Genomic DNA, 14,759 nt, shown 5'->3' with positions numbered 1-14,759 from the left:
TGCGGAGGCACACGTGGCCGACTCTTCTTCTTCAACAAGCTACAACTACACTGTGGTTCGGCAGTTCTCGATGGCTGCCGTGCTGTGGGGTGTGGTGGGCATGGCCGTGGGCTGCTGGATTGCAGCGCAACTGGCCTGGCCCGAACTGGGCCACGGCATCGCCTGGTTAAGTTATGGCCGTTTGCGGCCCCTGCACACCAATGCGGTCATTTTTGCGTTTGGCGGATGCGCCTTGTTTGCCACGTCCTACTACGTGGTGCAACGCACTTGCAATGTCAGGCTGATCTCGGACAAGTTGGCGGCCTTTCACTTCTGGGGCTGGCAAGCGGTGATTGTGGCTGCCGCCATTTCCTTGCCTCTGGGCTACACGCAAGGCAAGGAATACGCCGAACTGGAATGGCCGATTGATGTGCTGATCGCCGTGGTTTGGGTGGCTTATGCCGTGGTGTTTTTCGGCACGCTGGCCATACGCCGGGTCAAGCACATTTATGTGGCCAACTGGTTTTATGGCGCGTTCATCATTGCGGTCGCGCTGCTGCACATCGTGAACAGCGCAGCCATTCCCGCAGGCTGGATGAAAAGCTACTCGGTGTACGCCGGCGTGCAAGACGCCATGGTGCAGTGGTGGTACGGCCACAACGCCGTGGGCTTTTTCCTCACTGCCGGCTTTTTGGGCATGATGTATTACTTCATTCCCAAACAGGTGGGCAGGCCGGTGTATTCCTACCGCCTGTCGATCATCCACTTCTGGGCGCTGATCTTCACCTACATGTGGGCGGGCCCTCACCACCTGCATTACACCGCACTGCCTGACTGGACTCAGTCAGTGGGCATGGTGTTCAGTCTGATTTTGCTGGCGCCGAGCTGGGGCGGCATGATCAACGGGATCATGACCCTGTCGGGGGCCTGGCACAAACTGCGTGATGACCCCATCCTGCGCTTCCTGATTGTGTCTCTGTCCTTCTATGGCATGAGCACGTTCGAGGGGCCGATGATGTCCATCAAAACCGTCAACGCCCTGTCCCATTACACCGACTGGACCATCGGCCATGTGCACAGCGGTGCGCTCGGCTGGGTGGGCTTGATCAGCATGGGCTCGCTGTATTACCTGGTGCCCCGCCTGTTCGGCAAAGCCGAGATGCACAGCAAAACCGCCATTGAGGTGCATTTCTGGATCAGCACCATCGGCATTGTGCTGTACATCGCAGCCATGTGGATTGCCGGTGTGATGCAAGGCCTGATGTGGCGTGACATCAGCCCCGACGGCACGCTGACCTACAGCTTTGTGGAATCGGTGAAAGCCACTTACCCCTACTACGTGGTGCGTTTTCTGGGCGGCCTGCTGTACGTGACCGGGATGCTGATCATGGCCTGGAACGTGTGGATGACGGCCTTGGGCGGTCAACGCAAAGACGCCCCTATTCCCGTGCTGCCCACCTTGGCCCACGCCTGATTTCGGAGAACTCGGATGAACTTCACCCATGAAAAAATTGAAACCAACTCCTGGCTGATGCTGGTGCTGGTTCTGTTGGTGATCAGTGTGGGCGGCGCTGTTGAAATTGCACCGCTGTTTTTCCAGCGCAGCACCACTGAACCTGCTCCCGGTGTGGTGCCCTACACCGCCTTGCAACTGGCTGGCCGGGACGTGTATCTCAAAGAGGGTTGTTACAACTGCCACTCGCAAATGATTCGCCCCTTCCGTGCAGAAACGCTGCGCTACGGCCCCTTTTCCACCGCCGGTGAGTTTGTGTATGACCACCCGTTTCAATGGGGCAGCAAGCGCACCGGGCCCGATTTGGCCCGTGTGGGTGGGCGTTACAGCGACGATTGGCATCGCATTCACCTGAACAACCCGCGCGATGTGGTGCCTGAGTCCAATATGCCAGCCTATTCCTGGCTGGCCGGTAACAAGCTGGACGGCCAGGCCTTGGTCGAGCACATGAAAGCCCTGCGCACGGTGGGCGTGCCCTACACCGACGAACAGTTGGGCAGTGCCGAGCAAGAGGTCCGGGACAAAACCGAACTGGATGCCTTGGTGGCTTACCTGCAAAGCATGGGCGTTCGTCGCCCCACCCCAATCGCGTCGGCACCTGCCAACCAAGGAGGCTGAGATGAACCTGTTGAGCGATGTGATGTTCTGGCGAGAGTTGCTGACCGTACTGGCCTTGGGATTGTTCCTGGGGATCAGTGCCTGGGCCTACAGCGTGAAACGCCAGGACGAGTTTGAGGCTGTCTCGGCCCTGTTGATGGCCGACGACGACCATCCGGAATCGAATGCGGAGAATGACCATGCATGACTTCATCCTGAACCCGATGGCGTGGCTGATTGCCGCCATCACCTTGGTGGGCATTGTGGCCTGTGGCCTGTTTTTGTGGGTGCAGGCGTCCCGGAAGCTCAGGGTCAGCCTGGACCCGGACACCAATTCCACAGGCCATGTGTGGGACGAGGACCTCAAGGAATTGAACAACCCCATGCCGCGCTGGTGGATGGGCCTGTTTTATATCACCGTGGTGTTTGCGTTGGCCTATTTGGCCACCTTCCCCGGGTTGACCGTGATTCAAGGCTGGCTGGGTTGGTCTTCCCAACAACAGTACCAACAAGAGCGCGCCACGCTGGATCAGTCTGCCCAAGCGGCGTTCAGCGAATTCAAGGGCATGAGCCCAGAGCAGGTCGCACACAACCCACACGCCCGCGACATTGGGCAGCGCATCTTCTTGAACAACTGCGCGCAGTGTCATGGTTCCGACGCGCGCGGCAGCAAGGGCTTTCCCAACCTGTCTGACCGCGATTGGCTATACGGCGGCGACCCTGAAGTGATTCGCACCTCGATTGAGCAAGGCCGTAACGGGACGATGCCCCCGATGGCCGCTGCGGTGGGCAACAGTGAAGAGCAACGCGCAGTGGCCCAGTATGTGTTGAGCCTGTCTGGCCGGGAAAATGATTCCCTGCGGGCCCAACTGGGCCGTGCCAAGTTCAAGGAGGTGTGTGCAGCCTGTCACGGTGCAGACGGCAAGGGCAATGTTGCGCTGGGCGCACCGAACCTCAGCGACCGCACCTGGCTGTACAGCGGCACTGAAAAGGCCATTCTGGAAACCCTGCGCAATGGCCGACAGAACCACATGCCCAGCCATGCCCAGTTGCTGACGCCGGAGCAAATTCAAGTGGTGGCCGCGTATGTGTGGGGCTTGTCCAACCCGCAATGAAGATCAGTGTTTGATTTGTACACAGGAGTTGCACCATGGGTGTCGCCATGCAGCGTCAGGAACAGACCACTGGGGGTCAGGATGCCCAGTGGGTGTCCATGTTCAAGGCCGATCAGAAAATAGTGCCCCGGTCGGTGACTGGCCGCTTTGCTCGCGCGCGTTGGGCTATGGTGCTGTTCACTCAAGCGCTGTTTTACGGTTTGGCGTGGGTGCAGACCAACAACCGGCAGTTCATGTTGTTCGACCTGAGCGCACGCCGCTTTTACCTGGGCCCACTGGTGTTCTATCCGCAGGACTTCATTTACCTCACTGGCCTGTTGGTGGTGTGTGCACTCAGCCTGTTTTTGTTCACCGCCGTGGCGGGCCGCGTGTGGTGCGGGTACGCCTGCCCGCAAACGGTGTACACCGAACTGTTCATGGCCATCGAGCGTTGGGCCGAAGGTGACCGCTCAGCCCGCCTGCGTTTGGCCGCAGGGCCATGGACGCTGGAGCGTGTGCGTCGAACCGGCACCAAGCAACTGGGCTGGGTGGCCCTGGCCTTGTGGACCGGTTTCACGTTCGTGGGCTATTTCACACCCATTCGCACACTTTGGCACAGCCTTGTCACCCTCAGTGTGAGTGGTTGGGAAGGCTTCTGGATTGGTTTTTACAGCCTTGCGACGTATGGCAACGCCGGGTTTATGCGTGAGCAGGTCTGTAAATACATGTGCCCCTACGCGCGGTTTCAAAGCGCCATGTTTGACCGGGACACCTTGCTGGTCACCTACGACGAACAACGGGGCGAGCCTCGGGGTGCGCGCAGCAAAAAGGCTGACCCCTCCGCAATCGGCCTTGGCAGTTGCGTGGATTGTTCCTTGTGCGTGCAAGTGTGCCCCACCGGCATCGACATCCGAAAAGGCCTGCAATACGAGTGCATCGGTTGCGCAGCCTGTGTGGATGTGTGCGACCAGGTGATGGACAAGATGGGCTATGCGCGAGGGCTGGTGCGCTACAGCACCCAGAACGGCGTGGCAAAGGGGTGGGACACTCGAACCTTGCTTAAACGGGCTTTGCGCCCACGGGTGCTGGTGTATTCGGCGGTGGTGTGGGCCTTGATCATCGGGCTGTTCACCACCTTGGCCTTGCGGCCCGACATACGTGCCGATGTGGTGCGAGACCGAGCGGTCAATGCCCGGGTACTGGACAACGGTGAACTGGAAAACGTGTACCGCATCAACCTGATGAACGACACCGAGCAAGCCGTGCAAGTCCATGTGGCTGTAGGCCCCGCCACACAGTTCCACAGCCCGGACACAGGCCCCACCGTGCTTGCACCCACAGAAAGCCATTGGGTGGTGGTGCATGTACAGGCCCGCGAAGAGGCGGTTCAACCCGGCAGCAACCCCCTGATCTTTCGCATCAGCAGCCAGCGCCTGGGCGATGGAGCCCGAGGGCAAGTGGACGAGCATGCTGTGTTTCTGGCACCCCGATAAACCGAAGGAGACTGTATGAACAGCAACAACAAAGTATGGTGGGCCGAGCCCATGATGTGGCTGGTGTTGGGCTTGCCCACCGTGGTGGTGGTGGCCGGTTTGATGACTTTCTGGCTGGCGGCTTCACAACCACAAACCATGGCGAATGAGCCCCACCGGAAAGTCGGCCTGACGGTGGAGCGGGTCACCCCCGCAGCACCCGCCCAGCAGCCCTAGGGCCTTAATGCAAACGGCCCGTGGCCAGGGTTTGCAGAGCGTCCAACTTCAGTAAGGTGAGGTTTTTCTGGTCGATTCGGATCAGCGCTTCTTTCTGCAGCTTACTGAGCGTGCGGCTCACGGTTTCGATGGTCAGGCCCAGGTAACTGCCGATTTCTTCCCGTGTCATGCGCAGCACCATGCTGGTGGCCGAAAATCCACGTGCCTTTTGCCGCTCCGACAGGTTCATCAGAAAAGCCGACAGCCGCTGCTCAGCCCGCATACTGCCCAACAACAGCATCACGCTTTGGTCCTTCACAATTTCCCGCCCCATCACCCGGTGGAAATGCATTTGCAGGCTGTGGAATTGCTGCGACAGGTCATCCAGTGTCTGATAGGGAATGATGCACACTTCAGAATCTTCCAGGGCCACGGCGTCACACATGTGGGCACCGCTGCCCAAGCCGTCCAGCCCCAGAATTTCCCCGGTCATCTGAAAGCCAATCACTTGTTCGGCCCCCTCGCTGCTGTTCAATCGGGTTTTGAAGGTGCCGGTTTTTACCGCATACAGCGCATGAAAATCATCGCCCGTGCGAAACAGCCCCTCGCCTTTGGGAATGCGGCGGCGCTGGCTCACCAGCGTGTCCAGTTTCACCAATTCCTCATTGCTCAGCCCCATGGGCATGCACAAGTCGCGCAGGTTGCAGTTGGAGCAGTTGCGTTTCAGCTCCGACAGGGTGACGGTGCAGGCGTGGTCACTCATGGACAGAATTCCTCGATGGCATTGGGCCTATTGTAGGCCGGGCTTGATACAGATCAAAGCGCGAACAGCGGGTTCATTTCATCATGGGGCCACACTCAACTCACTGTGGTTTCCATGAGCGCTGACATCATTGCCCTAAACGCCTTGCCCACCTTGGCGCACGCCTCGCTGCCCCCTGAAGGGCTTGCACCCCTGCTTCGCCAGTTTGACATTCCGGGCCCGCGCTACACCTCGTACCCCACCATCGACCAATGCACGGAATCGGTGTCGGGTGAGGCTTTGGTGGACGCCTTGCAGGCCCGCTGTGTGGGTGGGCTTAAACGCCCCTTGTCGCTGTATGTGCACCTGCCCTTTTGTGAATCGGTGTGTTACTACTGCGCCTGTAACAAAGTGGTCACCAAAAAACACGACCGGGTTCAGCAATACATCAACCGCCTTGAAAAGGAGGCGCTGTTGATCGCCAAGGCGGCCACCGGCAACTTGAGCCCTGTGACCCAACTGCATTTTGGGGGCGGCACCCCCACCTTCCTGACCGATCAGGAGCTGTTGGGCGTGGTCAACGGTTTGAAGGTCTTGTTCCCGTTTTCTGCGCAAGTGGAAATGTCCATCGAAGTGGACCCACGGACCGTGAACGACACCCGCCTGCTTGCCCTGCGCAGCATGGGCTTTAACCGCTTGAGCTTTGGCGTTCAGGATTTCAACCCCGAGGTTCAGAAAGCGGTTCATCGCGAACAGTCTTTTGAATCGGTGCGCGATTTGATGAAGGCCGCCCGGCGTTTGGGCTTCGAGTCCATCAATGTGGATCTGATTTACGGCCTGCCCAAGCAAACCACGGCGGGTTTTGCTCACACGCTGGACCAGTTGATCGAACTGGCCCCCGACCGTGTGGCCCTGTACGGGTATGCACACCTGCCCGAGCGCTTCAAACCCCAGCGGCGCATTCACAGCGCAGACTTGCCGGATGCAGCAGGCCGAGTGGCCTTGTTGGCGCAGGCCATTGAACAGATGCGCCGTGCAGGCTATGACTACATTGGCATGGACCATTTTGCCAAGCCAACTGACCCACTGGCCGTGGCAAAAAGGCAGGGCCGCTTGCACCGCAATTTCCAGGGCTACACCACCCAGCCGGACGCCGACCTCATCGGCCTGGGCGTCAGCGCCATTTCCCGGGTGGGCAATGTGATGGTTCAAAACACCCGGGAACTGGATGACTACGAAGACCGCATCGCCCAAGGGCAATTGGCCGTGTTCAGGGGCCACCTCAGCAGCCGCGAAGACCTGATCCGCCACAGCGCCATCATGGGCTTGTTGTGCCAGGGTGAATTGCATTTTGACGATTTTTCCCAAACCCACTGGATCGATTTCAAAACCCATTTTCAGGCTGAGTTGGACAGCCTTCAGCCTTTTGAAGCCGCAGGCCTGTTGGTGCGCACCGAAGACTCCATTGAAGTGACCGAAGCGGGCTGGTTTTTCATACGCCCAATTGCCATGTGTCTGGATCAATACAGCCGGCACTCCACGCTGTCGCGCAGCAAGCTGTTGTAAGGGGAACCCGTCATGAGTGTTTCCCTGCTCATCACCGCCATGGCCCTGGGTGTGCTGGCCTGGCCGCATTGCGCCGCCATGTGTGGGTGCGGTTTGGGTTCACCTTGGCTTTCGCAGCGTGGGCATGCGGGCAGCTTTCTCACCGGGCGACTGTTGGCCACCATGCTGGCTGGTGCTGTGACCGGGGGTTCATCGATGGTGCTGGCGGGTTGGGTGATGAGGCATCAAGGCCTTTTTCTCGCGGTGCAAGCCATGTTCTGGACGGTGTTGGCTGCGTCAGCCACATGGATGGTGGTGCGTGGCCAAAGTGTCAGTGCCACCGGGTTTCAGCGGGTTCAACTGCCCACAGCGTTGAACGCAAGGTTGAACCCTGCGCCAGTGCGGCGGCGCATGTTGAATCCGGCGTTCATGGCAGGTTTGTCGTGGTGGATGATGCCCTGCGGCGTGTGGTGGTCGGCCTTGGCCGTGGCGTTCCTCAGCGGCTCGGCAGTGCAGGGGGCCGTGTTGGCAGGGGTGTTCAGCTTGGCGTCCAGCCCTGCGCTGTGGGGCGGCAGTCGACTCAAACAGTGGGCGTTGGGCCGTTGGTCTGAAACGTGGGTGAACAGGCAGGCCGGTTTGGCAATTCTTGTTGGCCTTGCCTGGATGGCTTGGCACCGTTTCCACGGCGGCTCAACGCCAGTGGTGCTGCAAGGCTTGGGCCTGTGCATGTAGCCCGAACCTCAACCGTGCACATCAACCCGGCGTGCGGGCCAGGGCCGTCTGCAAACTTTTGCGCACATCCACATTGGCTTTCAGCCGGGCTGCCAGCAGGAAAATACCCCCCAGCTTGCGATGCAGAAAAATACTGTCCATGGGGGGCGCATGCCAGAACTTGCGGTCCTCGGCCAAGGCCAGCCCTTTGTCCCTGATGCGCTCGGCCAAGTCAGTCTGGCCAAAGCGGAACGGCCCGTCGGTGCACAGCGGCACACAGCACAGGGTCATCAGGTCCAGCACCAGTTCGCGGTGATGCGGCAGAGTGTTGTCATCGAAGTAACTCACGGCCCGCGCGGCCCGGTCCAGTCCGTCGCGGCTTCCAGCCAACGCGGCCGACTGAATGTCGTGATAGCACTGCACCCATGAATCCTGAAAGTGGCGCGTGGCCCCGAAGTCCAGCAACACCACCCGGCCAGCGGCGGCTTGGTATCGGTAGTTCGCGAAGTTCGGGTCAGTCTGCATGGCCTTGATCACAAACAATTCTTCAAACATCAACTCAAACAGACGGGTCATCACCGCATCGCGCACCGCTTGGGGGGCGGTGGCCAAGTCTTCAATGGCCGTGCCTTCCACATAGTCCATCACCAACACCCGCGAGGTGCACAGCGCCTTGTGGGGCGCAGGCACCACCAAGCCGTCCCGCCCGCGAAGTGCGGCGTGAAAGTGCGCCATGCAATCGGCCTCGCGCAGGTAATTGGCTTCATCGTGCAATTGCCGTTTGGCCTCGGCCAGAATCGGCGCCAAGTCCAGGCTGTCTGGCACAAGGCCCGTGAACTTCAGGATGGAGGCCACATTGTCGATGTCGCTGTCGATGCTTTCACGCACGCCGGGGTACTGAATTTTCACCGCCACCGCGTGGCCATCTGGCGTCACCGCCCTGTGTACCTGGCCAATGGAGGCTGCTGCCACCGGGTTCAGGTCAAACCGCGAGAACTTGCTCTCCCAGTCAGTGCCCAATTCCCTGCGCAGCATGTCCAGCAGTTGGGCCCGGGGCATGTGGTGAGCGTCAGACCTCAACTTGGCCAGAATCTCCGCCAATTCTTTGGGCAGAAAGTCCCCTGCATCCATGGACAACAGTTGCCCCAGTTTCATGGCCGCCCCGCGCAGTTGCGCCAGTTGGTTGGCCACACGCAGGGCATTTTTGGGGGTCAGTAACAACTCGCTGAGTTTGGGCCGCTTGCCTTGGGCCAATTGCTTGGTGCCGTTTTTCACCACCGAGCCAGCCACGGTGGTGGCCAGTGCGCCAAAACGGCTCAAGCGGGCCAAGCGGCCACTGGGCACTGCTTTTTCGCGCGATTCATCGCGTTCTTTGTCATTGTTGTCGGGCATGGTGTTGCTACAGGCTGAGGTGAACTTGGTCATCATACACACCGTGGCCGCTTCACTGGCGATCTAGGGTAAGTGCCGTAGAACCACGGCCCAGACTTTGGCACAATCACGCAGTGAAAAAAACCAACCCCAACCCCAGCCGCGAATCCAGCCTCTTTTCGCAGGCGCTGATCCCCCTGCTCTTTGTCCTCATCTGGACCAGTGCTTTTCCCGCGGCCAAGCTCGGCTTGCTGGACAGCCCGCCCCTGTTGTTCTTGAGTGTGCGGTTTCTCATCGCGGGTGCGCTGCTGTTGCTGTGGTCGGCGGCTGTTGGGCAGTTGCGCTGGCCCACGCGGCCCGAATGGATCGCCCTGTTGGTGGTGGGGCTGTTCAACCACGCGGTGTACCTTGGCTTAAGCTGGGTCGGCATGACTCACCTGTCCTCCGGGATGGCCACCTTGATCATCAGCGCCAACCCCATTGTGGTGTCCCTGCTGTCGCGCACCTTGCTGGGCGAGCCCATGGCGCCGCGGCAGTGGTTGGGCCTCTTTTTGGGTTTTTCCGGGGTGGCCTGGGTGGTTCAGGGCCGGGTGGGTGGCCCGCTGGATTCCGCGCTGGGCTTTGCCCAAGTGGCCTTGGCCCTGTGTGCACTGGCCTTGGGCACGGTGCTGTACAAACGCTGGCCGGTGAACATGCACCGCGCTGCGTCAACCGGGTATCAAATTCTGCTCAGTGCAGCGGCCCTGCTGCCCGTGGCCTTGTTGATGGAATCCCCGGCCGAACTTCACCTCACCCCACGCTTTTTGTGGGCCTTGCTGTGGTTGATCGGCGTGGTGTCTATTGTGGGTTACCTGCTGTGGTTCAGCATGTTGGAAGGGCAGGCCGCCAGCAAAGCCAGCGCGTGGATGTTCATGACCCCGCCATTGGGCGTGCTGGCCGGTTGGTGGGTACTGAACGAGCCCTTGCATGCTCAAGACCTGTGGGGAATCATTCCAGTGGCGTTGGGGATCGCTTTGGTCACCCGCTCACCCAGCAAAGCCTGAGGCGCGTTTGGCTTTAACGGGGCTCGAACCCATGCACCCGTCCCATGACGCGCACTGAGCCATCGGGCTGCATACGGATCAGCACCAATTCGCCCGAACTGGGGGAAATGCCCGTCAGCGCGGTGATGTTCACCTGATGGGTCACCATCAACACCTTGTCCTCGGCCTTCAGGCCCTGCAAAAACTGCCGCAACCCACGGGTTTGTTCGGCTTCCTTGTCCCGTTCCAGAAAGAACGAGTTCAAGGCTGGCAATTCCGTCACTGGCCCCAAGGCCAAGCCCTTGGCGGTGTCTTGGGTGCGGCACCACTGGCTGGAGTACACGGCCGTGAAGGTCACTTTGTTGCGGCGTATCTCTTCCCCGGTTTGGCGGGCTTCCTGCCGGCCCTGGGTGCTCAAGTTGCGTTGGGTTTCACACCGCCCCAATTCAAAGTTGGCAGGGTCACCCACGCCGGGTGCAGTGGCATGGCGCATCAGGGCATGAACACCGGGTTGTTTCAGCGTCTCCCACGCGGCATTGGGCCGCACACCATCCAGCATGGACCACGCGGCCAGCAAAGGCAGCAAGCAAGCGGGCAACAAACGGACAGGGCGAATACTGAAGGTGGGGTGCCAGGCAGGCATGTGAATCTGCAAAAAAGGCCCACAAAATCAAAGGGCGATGCACAACAGTGTACATCGCCCGTTTGGCCAGTCACAAGTTGAACTACCCGAAGTAGGTCAGCGTGTCATATTGTTTGATGGCAGTCAGTGCTTCGGCTGCTTGCTGCGCGAGCGCAGGTTCAACAGTTCCACCAACAGGGAGAAGCCCATCGCGCTGTACAGGTAACCCTTGGGCACGTGGGCACCGAAGGCCTCGGCAATCAGCAACATGCCCACCATCATCAGGAAGGACAGGGCCAGCACCTTGACCGAGGCATGGCGATCCACGAAATCACCGATGGGCTTGGCACCCACCATCATCACAGCCACCGCCACAATCACCGCAGCAATCATCACCTCAATTTGGTCCACCATGCCCACCGCGGTAATCACCGAGTCCAGGCTGAACACAATGTCCAGAATGCCGATCTGCACAATCGACGACCAGAACAGCACCGCCCCGGTTTTACCGGCGATTTTGCCAGTGCCCGCGCTTTCCTCCGCGTGGTTGGGTACCTCAACTTGCAGGTAAATTTCCTTGGACGCTTTCCACAGCAAAAACAAGCCACCAAAAAACAGCACCAAGTCGCGCCCGGTGATGGCTTTGCCCATCACCTCAAACATGGGCTCGGTCAGCCCGATGATCCAGGACAGGGAAAACAGCAAGCCCACGCGCGTGATCATGGCGAACATCAGCCCGAAGCGGCGTACTTTGTCCTGCATTTCTGCTGGCAGCTTGGCCACCAGCACGGAAATGAAAATCACGTTGTCGATGCCCAGCACCACTTCCAGGCTGGTCAGAATGGCAAAAGCGATCCACACATTGGGATCCGTCAACAACTCCATGAATACTCCCGAATCTAACGATTGTTAAGAGTCGTCATTCTACGGTGTTACCGGCTCTTCGAGGGGCTTGGGCCAATTGATCCAGCAAGGCATCAAAATCCAGCGGTTTGGCAAAGTGGAAGTCAAAGCCCGCATCCAGTGCGCGGCGTACATCGTCCTCAAAGGCATACCCAGTCAAGGCGGCCATGGGTGTGTGTTGGTTGGGTCCATCACCTTCCCGCAGTTGACGGGCCACGTCGTAGCCCGACAGGCGCGGCATGTCGATGTCCAGCAGTATCCAGTCGTAGGCCTTGTCCTGCGCTGCCTCAAGCGCCGAAGGGCCATCGCAGGCGGTGTACACCTGGTGCCCGGCCTTGTTTAGAAAGGCCTGCAAGACTCGCAGGTTCAAAGGGGTGTCATCGGCCACAAGAATCTGCAGGGGCCGACTCGCTTTGGGCACGCCCGTCTCCGCCCTCCTGGGGGCCTGGGTACGTTTCAGGGGCAAATCCACAGTAAACACCGTGCCCGCCCCCACGGTTGAACGCACCGCCACACTGCCCCCCATGGCGCTGGCCAGCCCTTGAACAATCGACAGGCCAAGGCCAGTGCCGCCGAAGTGGTTGTCAGGGTCGTTGTGCACTTGAATGTAGGGCTTGAACAGGCGACTCAGTTGTTCCGCAGACATGCCTGGCCCCGTGTCCCTCACCGTCAGGCGGATCCAGTCCCGTTCCCCCTCTTGCCGCACACAGTCCAAGGCCACCCGCACTTCGCCGTGCTGAGTGAACTTGATGGCATTGGACAACAGGTTCTGCAAAATTTGCCGCAAACGCCCTGCATCGGTTTCATGCCAGTGCTGCGCGCTCAAGCTGCAGTCCACCTGGCAATCCAGTTGCTTGGTGGCACACAGCAAGCGGGACAGTTCCGTGCTGGCCCTTAACCAGTCGCTCAGGCAAACCGGTGCAGGGCTCAGCTTCACCATGCCAGTTTCAATGCGCGAGTAGTCCAGAATGTCATTCACAATCACGGTCAGGGTTTCCGCCGTCTGCACCAAGTGTTGCGCATGGGTTTTCTGTTCACCGTCTGGCAGGTCCATGTGCAGCAGTTTGGCGAAACCCAGAACGCCATTCAGCGGCGTTCTGATTTCATGGCTCATGGTTGCCAAGAAGCGGCTTTTTGACTGGTTCGCGTCCCGCTCTTGGTCCGCGTGGTTCAGGGCCTGCTCAAGTTGCTGGTTCTTCAATGTGAGGTGTTCGGTCAACTGCAACATGTCCTCGGAGTAGCTGGCAAACTCCTGCGGCAAGTCCTTCATGGCCAGCCGCGCCCCATCCAATTGGCCATTTTTCAACAGGTTCAACAGGCCGCGGGCCTGCAGGGAAAGCCGCCTGGCCATCATCGCCACCAGCGCGACGGTGAACAGGCTCCCGCCCAGCAAAGCCAGCAGGGCAAAAGCGGTGGCTTTGTCCACCACTCCCTGAACGTCCCGCAACGGCATGATGGTGGCGGCCACCCAGTGGAGGTTTTCCGTCGCTTGACCACCCCCAATCCCCGAAAAGGCCAGCAGTTGGGGCTCGCCATCGGCCAAGGAAATTTCATGCCAGCCGCCATCCAGCCCAGCCAAGGCCTCGCGAAAGCCCGGCAAGACATTCCACTGGGTTTTGGCATGAAGTGCAGACAGGCCGGGTTGATTGCCAAACCGGATCTGACCCGAGGAAGACAGCACCAAGGTCACCAACTCATTGGGCGTGTCCACCGCCAAGCGCACTTCGTCCAGAAAAGCGCGCCAGTCCAGATGCACCCCCAACACACCGACTGTCTCCCCCTGCGTGTTCTTCAACGGCGTGGTGAAATCGATGAACTGATAAATCTCGCCATCGCGTTCAGGCAACAGGGCAGCCAGCAGCTTGGCCTCGTGCACATCCATCACCCCGGGGCCTTGCAAACCCTGCTTGAACCAGGGGCGCTGCGCCACAGACTTGCCCACCAACAGGTCATCCAGTGCCGCCACCACCTCGCCTTCGGGGTTGGCCACGCCAATCCAGAGATAACCCGGCGCATTGCCCCGCATCACCTGAATCATGTTGTGCAGGCGCTGCCGGTCCAACGGCCCCTCAAAGTTTTGAATTTGCGCGGTGTAGGTGACTTGCTTCAAGTGCTCGGCCAGCAAGCGGTCCACCACCCGTGCCACGTGGGCCGACTGGTTCTGGGCCGCTTGCCCGGTTTGAACCAGCATGCGTTCCTTAAACAGCGCGTAGCCACTCAACAACAAGGGAATGGCGGCCACCAGCAAGCCAGCCAGGCTACCGGCCACCAGGCGGCTGATCATGCTGCTTTGTCGGGAAAACTGAATCATGGGCTGAACGCACCCTGCGGGCAGGGTGAAGACGGAATCGGAATGGCTGATGAAGGAACTGTAAGAAAAATATGGCACCCTACAGGCTTGGAGATGACCCCCAAAAGCCCGCCAATTCAACACCTTGTCTATGGACTCAATCGATCACCTCCTTGTCCGCCTGACCGGTGCCGTGGCTTTCTGTTTAAACATGGCTGGTTTTGTGGTCATCAACGAGCGTCGAACCAAACTGCTGTTGGCCACCTGTTCAGCCACCTGGGGTGCACAGTACGCCCTGCTTGGGCAGCACACAGGCTTGGCCATCATGCTGCTGGCCGCATGCCGCCAAGCCCTCAGCGCCTACACCATCGCGTTGCCCGGCCACCGTCGTCGCCTGTTGGCTTGGGTGTTCACGGCGGCGGCATTGGTGGTCACCGCGCTGACTTGGCAGAGCCCTCTGGCAAGCCTTCTGCCCATGGTGGCCACCATCATGGGTACCTGGGCCTTTTTCGTCTTGTCCAACACCGGCATGCGCAAACTGACCATGGTCAGCAACCTCGTCTGGGCGCTTCATGGCTATCTGTTCAATTCTTGGGAGCTTTGCTTGACGATGCTGGTGTTGACCGCAGCCACCTTGATTGGCTTGTATCGCCTGGAAGCTGCAAAGCCTTAGCGATACACC

General features: G+C 59.6%; 15 protein-coding genes. 10 read left to right on the top strand and 5 right to left on the bottom strand.

Annotation, left to right across the window (positions count from 1 at the left end; translation table 11 throughout):
• The first annotated feature begins 13 nt into the window (after positions 1 to 13).
• Genes ccoN through ACK4FF_RS01410 form a run of 6 tightly spaced genes read left to right on the top strand, consistent with a single transcriptional unit; the run spans position 14 to position 4,892 of the window.
• Entirely contained in the window at positions 14 to 1,453 is a 1,440-nt protein-coding gene (gene ccoN, locus ACK4FF_RS01435) for a cytochrome-c oxidase, cbb3-type subunit I (protein ID WP_409703852.1), read from the top strand.
• Positions 1,454 to 1,468: 15 nt separating this feature from the next.
• The gene (gene ccoO / locus ACK4FF_RS01430; RefSeq protein ID WP_409703850.1) at positions 1,469 to 2,110 is read left to right on the top strand and encodes a cytochrome-c oxidase, cbb3-type subunit II; all 642 of its coding nucleotides are present in this window, start codon (positions 1,469 to 1,471) and stop codon (positions 2,108 to 2,110) included.
• A 1-nt stretch (position 2,111) separates the two neighbouring features.
• Complete coding sequence (locus ACK4FF_RS01425) at positions 2,112 to 2,297, top strand: hypothetical protein (protein ID WP_409703848.1); 186 nt, start codon at positions 2,112 to 2,114, stop codon at positions 2,295 to 2,297.
• A complete protein-coding gene (gene ccoP, locus ACK4FF_RS01420; protein ID WP_409703846.1) occupies positions 2,290 to 3,204 on the top strand; it encodes a cytochrome-c oxidase, cbb3-type subunit III in 915 nt (304 codons plus the stop codon). The genes ACK4FF_RS01425 and ccoP overlap by 8 nt, the downstream gene beginning before the upstream one ends.
• 35 nt (positions 3,205 to 3,239) lie before the next feature.
• Positions 3,240 to 4,676, top strand: a complete 1,437-nt coding sequence (gene ccoG / locus ACK4FF_RS01415; protein ID WP_409703844.1) for a cytochrome c oxidase accessory protein CcoG — start codon at positions 3,240 to 3,242, stop codon at positions 4,674 to 4,676.
• A 15-nt stretch (positions 4,677 to 4,691) separates the two neighbouring features.
• Entirely contained in the window at positions 4,692 to 4,892 is a 201-nt protein-coding gene (locus ACK4FF_RS01410; protein WP_409703842.1) for a lipoprotein transmembrane, read from the top strand.
• Between the two features lie 4 nt (positions 4,893 to 4,896).
• On the opposite strand, the gene fnr is transcribed toward ACK4FF_RS01410, so the two are convergent.
• The gene (fnr, locus tag ACK4FF_RS01405; protein ID WP_409703840.1) at positions 4,897 to 5,634 is read right to left on the bottom strand and encodes a fumarate/nitrate reduction transcriptional regulator Fnr; all 738 of its coding nucleotides are present in this window, start codon (positions 5,632 to 5,634) and stop codon (positions 4,897 to 4,899) included.
• A 114-nt stretch (positions 5,635 to 5,748) separates the two neighbouring features.
• On the opposite strand from fnr, the gene hemN reads away from it, so the two are divergent.
• Together hemN and ACK4FF_RS01395 are read left to right on the top strand one after the other, a co-directional pair.
• Positions 5,749 to 7,179 (top strand): oxygen-independent coproporphyrinogen III oxidase, encoded by a 1,431-nt coding sequence (hemN, locus tag ACK4FF_RS01400; RefSeq protein WP_409703838.1) that lies wholly within the window; start codon positions 5,749 to 5,751, stop codon positions 7,177 to 7,179.
• 12 nt (positions 7,180 to 7,191) lie between these two features.
• Positions 7,192 to 7,890, top strand: coding sequence for a sulfite exporter TauE/SafE family protein (locus ACK4FF_RS01395; RefSeq protein WP_409703836.1), 699 nt, complete (start codon positions 7,192 to 7,194; stop codon positions 7,888 to 7,890).
• Positions 7,891 to 7,911: 21 nt separating this feature from the next.
• Here ACK4FF_RS01395 and ACK4FF_RS01390 read toward each other — a convergent pair whose 3' ends face one another.
• The gene (locus tag ACK4FF_RS01390) at positions 7,912 to 9,297 is read right to left on the bottom strand and encodes an ABC1 kinase family protein (RefSeq protein ID WP_409703833.1); all 1,386 of its coding nucleotides are present in this window, start codon (positions 9,295 to 9,297) and stop codon (positions 7,912 to 7,914) included.
• A gap of 77 nt (positions 9,298 to 9,374) precedes the next feature.
• On the opposite strand from ACK4FF_RS01390, the gene ACK4FF_RS01385 reads away from it, so the two are divergent.
• Positions 9,375 to 10,283 carry a DMT family transporter gene (locus tag ACK4FF_RS01385; RefSeq protein ID WP_409703830.1) on the top strand — a complete coding sequence of 303 codons (909 nt, stop codon included), beginning with the start codon at positions 9,375 to 9,377 and terminating at the stop codon, positions 10,281 to 10,283.
• Between the two features lie 13 nt (positions 10,284 to 10,296).
• Here ACK4FF_RS01385 and ACK4FF_RS01380 read toward each other — a convergent pair whose 3' ends face one another.
• From ACK4FF_RS01380 to ACK4FF_RS01370, 3 genes are all read right to left on the bottom strand, one after another.
• Positions 10,297 to 10,905, bottom strand: a complete 609-nt coding sequence (locus tag ACK4FF_RS01380) for a histidine phosphatase family protein (protein WP_409703827.1) — start codon at positions 10,903 to 10,905, stop codon at positions 10,297 to 10,299.
• A 123-nt stretch (positions 10,906 to 11,028) separates the two neighbouring features.
• Positions 11,029 to 11,769, bottom strand: coding sequence for a TerC family protein (locus ACK4FF_RS01375; RefSeq protein WP_409703825.1), 741 nt, complete (start codon positions 11,767 to 11,769; stop codon positions 11,029 to 11,031).
• Positions 11,770 to 11,803: 34 nt separating this feature from the next.
• Entirely contained in the window at positions 11,804 to 14,098 is a 2,295-nt protein-coding gene (locus ACK4FF_RS01370) for an ATP-binding protein (protein WP_409703822.1), read from the bottom strand.
• 130 nt (positions 14,099 to 14,228) lie between these two features.
• Here ACK4FF_RS01370 and ACK4FF_RS01365 point away from each other — a divergent pair, with 130 nt between their 5' ends.
• Positions 14,229 to 14,750, top strand: coding sequence for a YgjV family protein (locus tag ACK4FF_RS01365; protein WP_409703819.1), 522 nt, complete (start codon positions 14,229 to 14,231; stop codon positions 14,748 to 14,750).
• The last annotated feature ends 9 nt before the right edge of the window (positions 14,751 to 14,759 follow it).

Source organism: Limnobacter sp. (assembly GCF_046297615.1).
Classification (GTDB): domain Bacteria; phylum Pseudomonadota; class Gammaproteobacteria; order Burkholderiales; family Burkholderiaceae_B; genus Limnobacter.
This window is presented reverse-complemented; position numbering and strand designations above follow the sequence as displayed.

Coding starts and splice junctions, on each gene's coding strand:
- ccoO (WP_409703850.1), top strand. CDS start 1,469: ATGAACTTCACCCATGAAAAAATTGAAACCAACTCCTGGCTGATGCTG.
- ACK4FF_RS01425 (WP_409703848.1), top strand. CDS start 2,112: ATGAACCTGTTGAGCGATGTGATGTTCTGGCGAGAGTTGCTGACCGTA.
- ccoP (WP_409703846.1), top strand. CDS start 2,290: ATGCATGACTTCATCCTGAACCCGATGGCGTGGCTGATTGCCGCCATC.
- ccoG (WP_409703844.1), top strand. CDS start 3,240: ATGGGTGTCGCCATGCAGCGTCAGGAACAGACCACTGGGGGTCAGGAT.
- ACK4FF_RS01410 (WP_409703842.1), top strand. CDS start 4,692: ATGAACAGCAACAACAAAGTATGGTGGGCCGAGCCCATGATGTGGCTG.
- fnr (WP_409703840.1), bottom strand. CDS start 5,634: ATGAGTGACCACGCCTGCACCGTCACCCTGTCGGAGCTGAAACGCAAC.
- hemN (WP_409703838.1), top strand. CDS start 5,749: ATGAGCGCTGACATCATTGCCCTAAACGCCTTGCCCACCTTGGCGCAC.
- ACK4FF_RS01395 (WP_409703836.1), top strand. CDS start 7,192: ATGAGTGTTTCCCTGCTCATCACCGCCATGGCCCTGGGTGTGCTGGCC.
- ACK4FF_RS01390 (WP_409703833.1), bottom strand. CDS start 9,297: ATGATGACCAAGTTCACCTCAGCCTGTAGCAACACCATGCCCGACAAC.
- ACK4FF_RS01380 (WP_409703827.1), bottom strand. CDS start 10,905: ATGCCTGCCTGGCACCCCACCTTCAGTATTCGCCCTGTCCGTTTGTTG.
- ACK4FF_RS01375 (WP_409703825.1), bottom strand. CDS start 11,769: ATGGAGTTGTTGACGGATCCCAATGTGTGGATCGCTTTTGCCATTCTG.
- ACK4FF_RS01370 (WP_409703822.1), bottom strand. CDS start 14,098: ATGATTCAGTTTTCCCGACAAAGCAGCATGATCAGCCGCCTGGTGGCC.
- ACK4FF_RS01365 (WP_409703819.1), top strand. CDS start 14,229: ATGGACTCAATCGATCACCTCCTTGTCCGCCTGACCGGTGCCGTGGCT.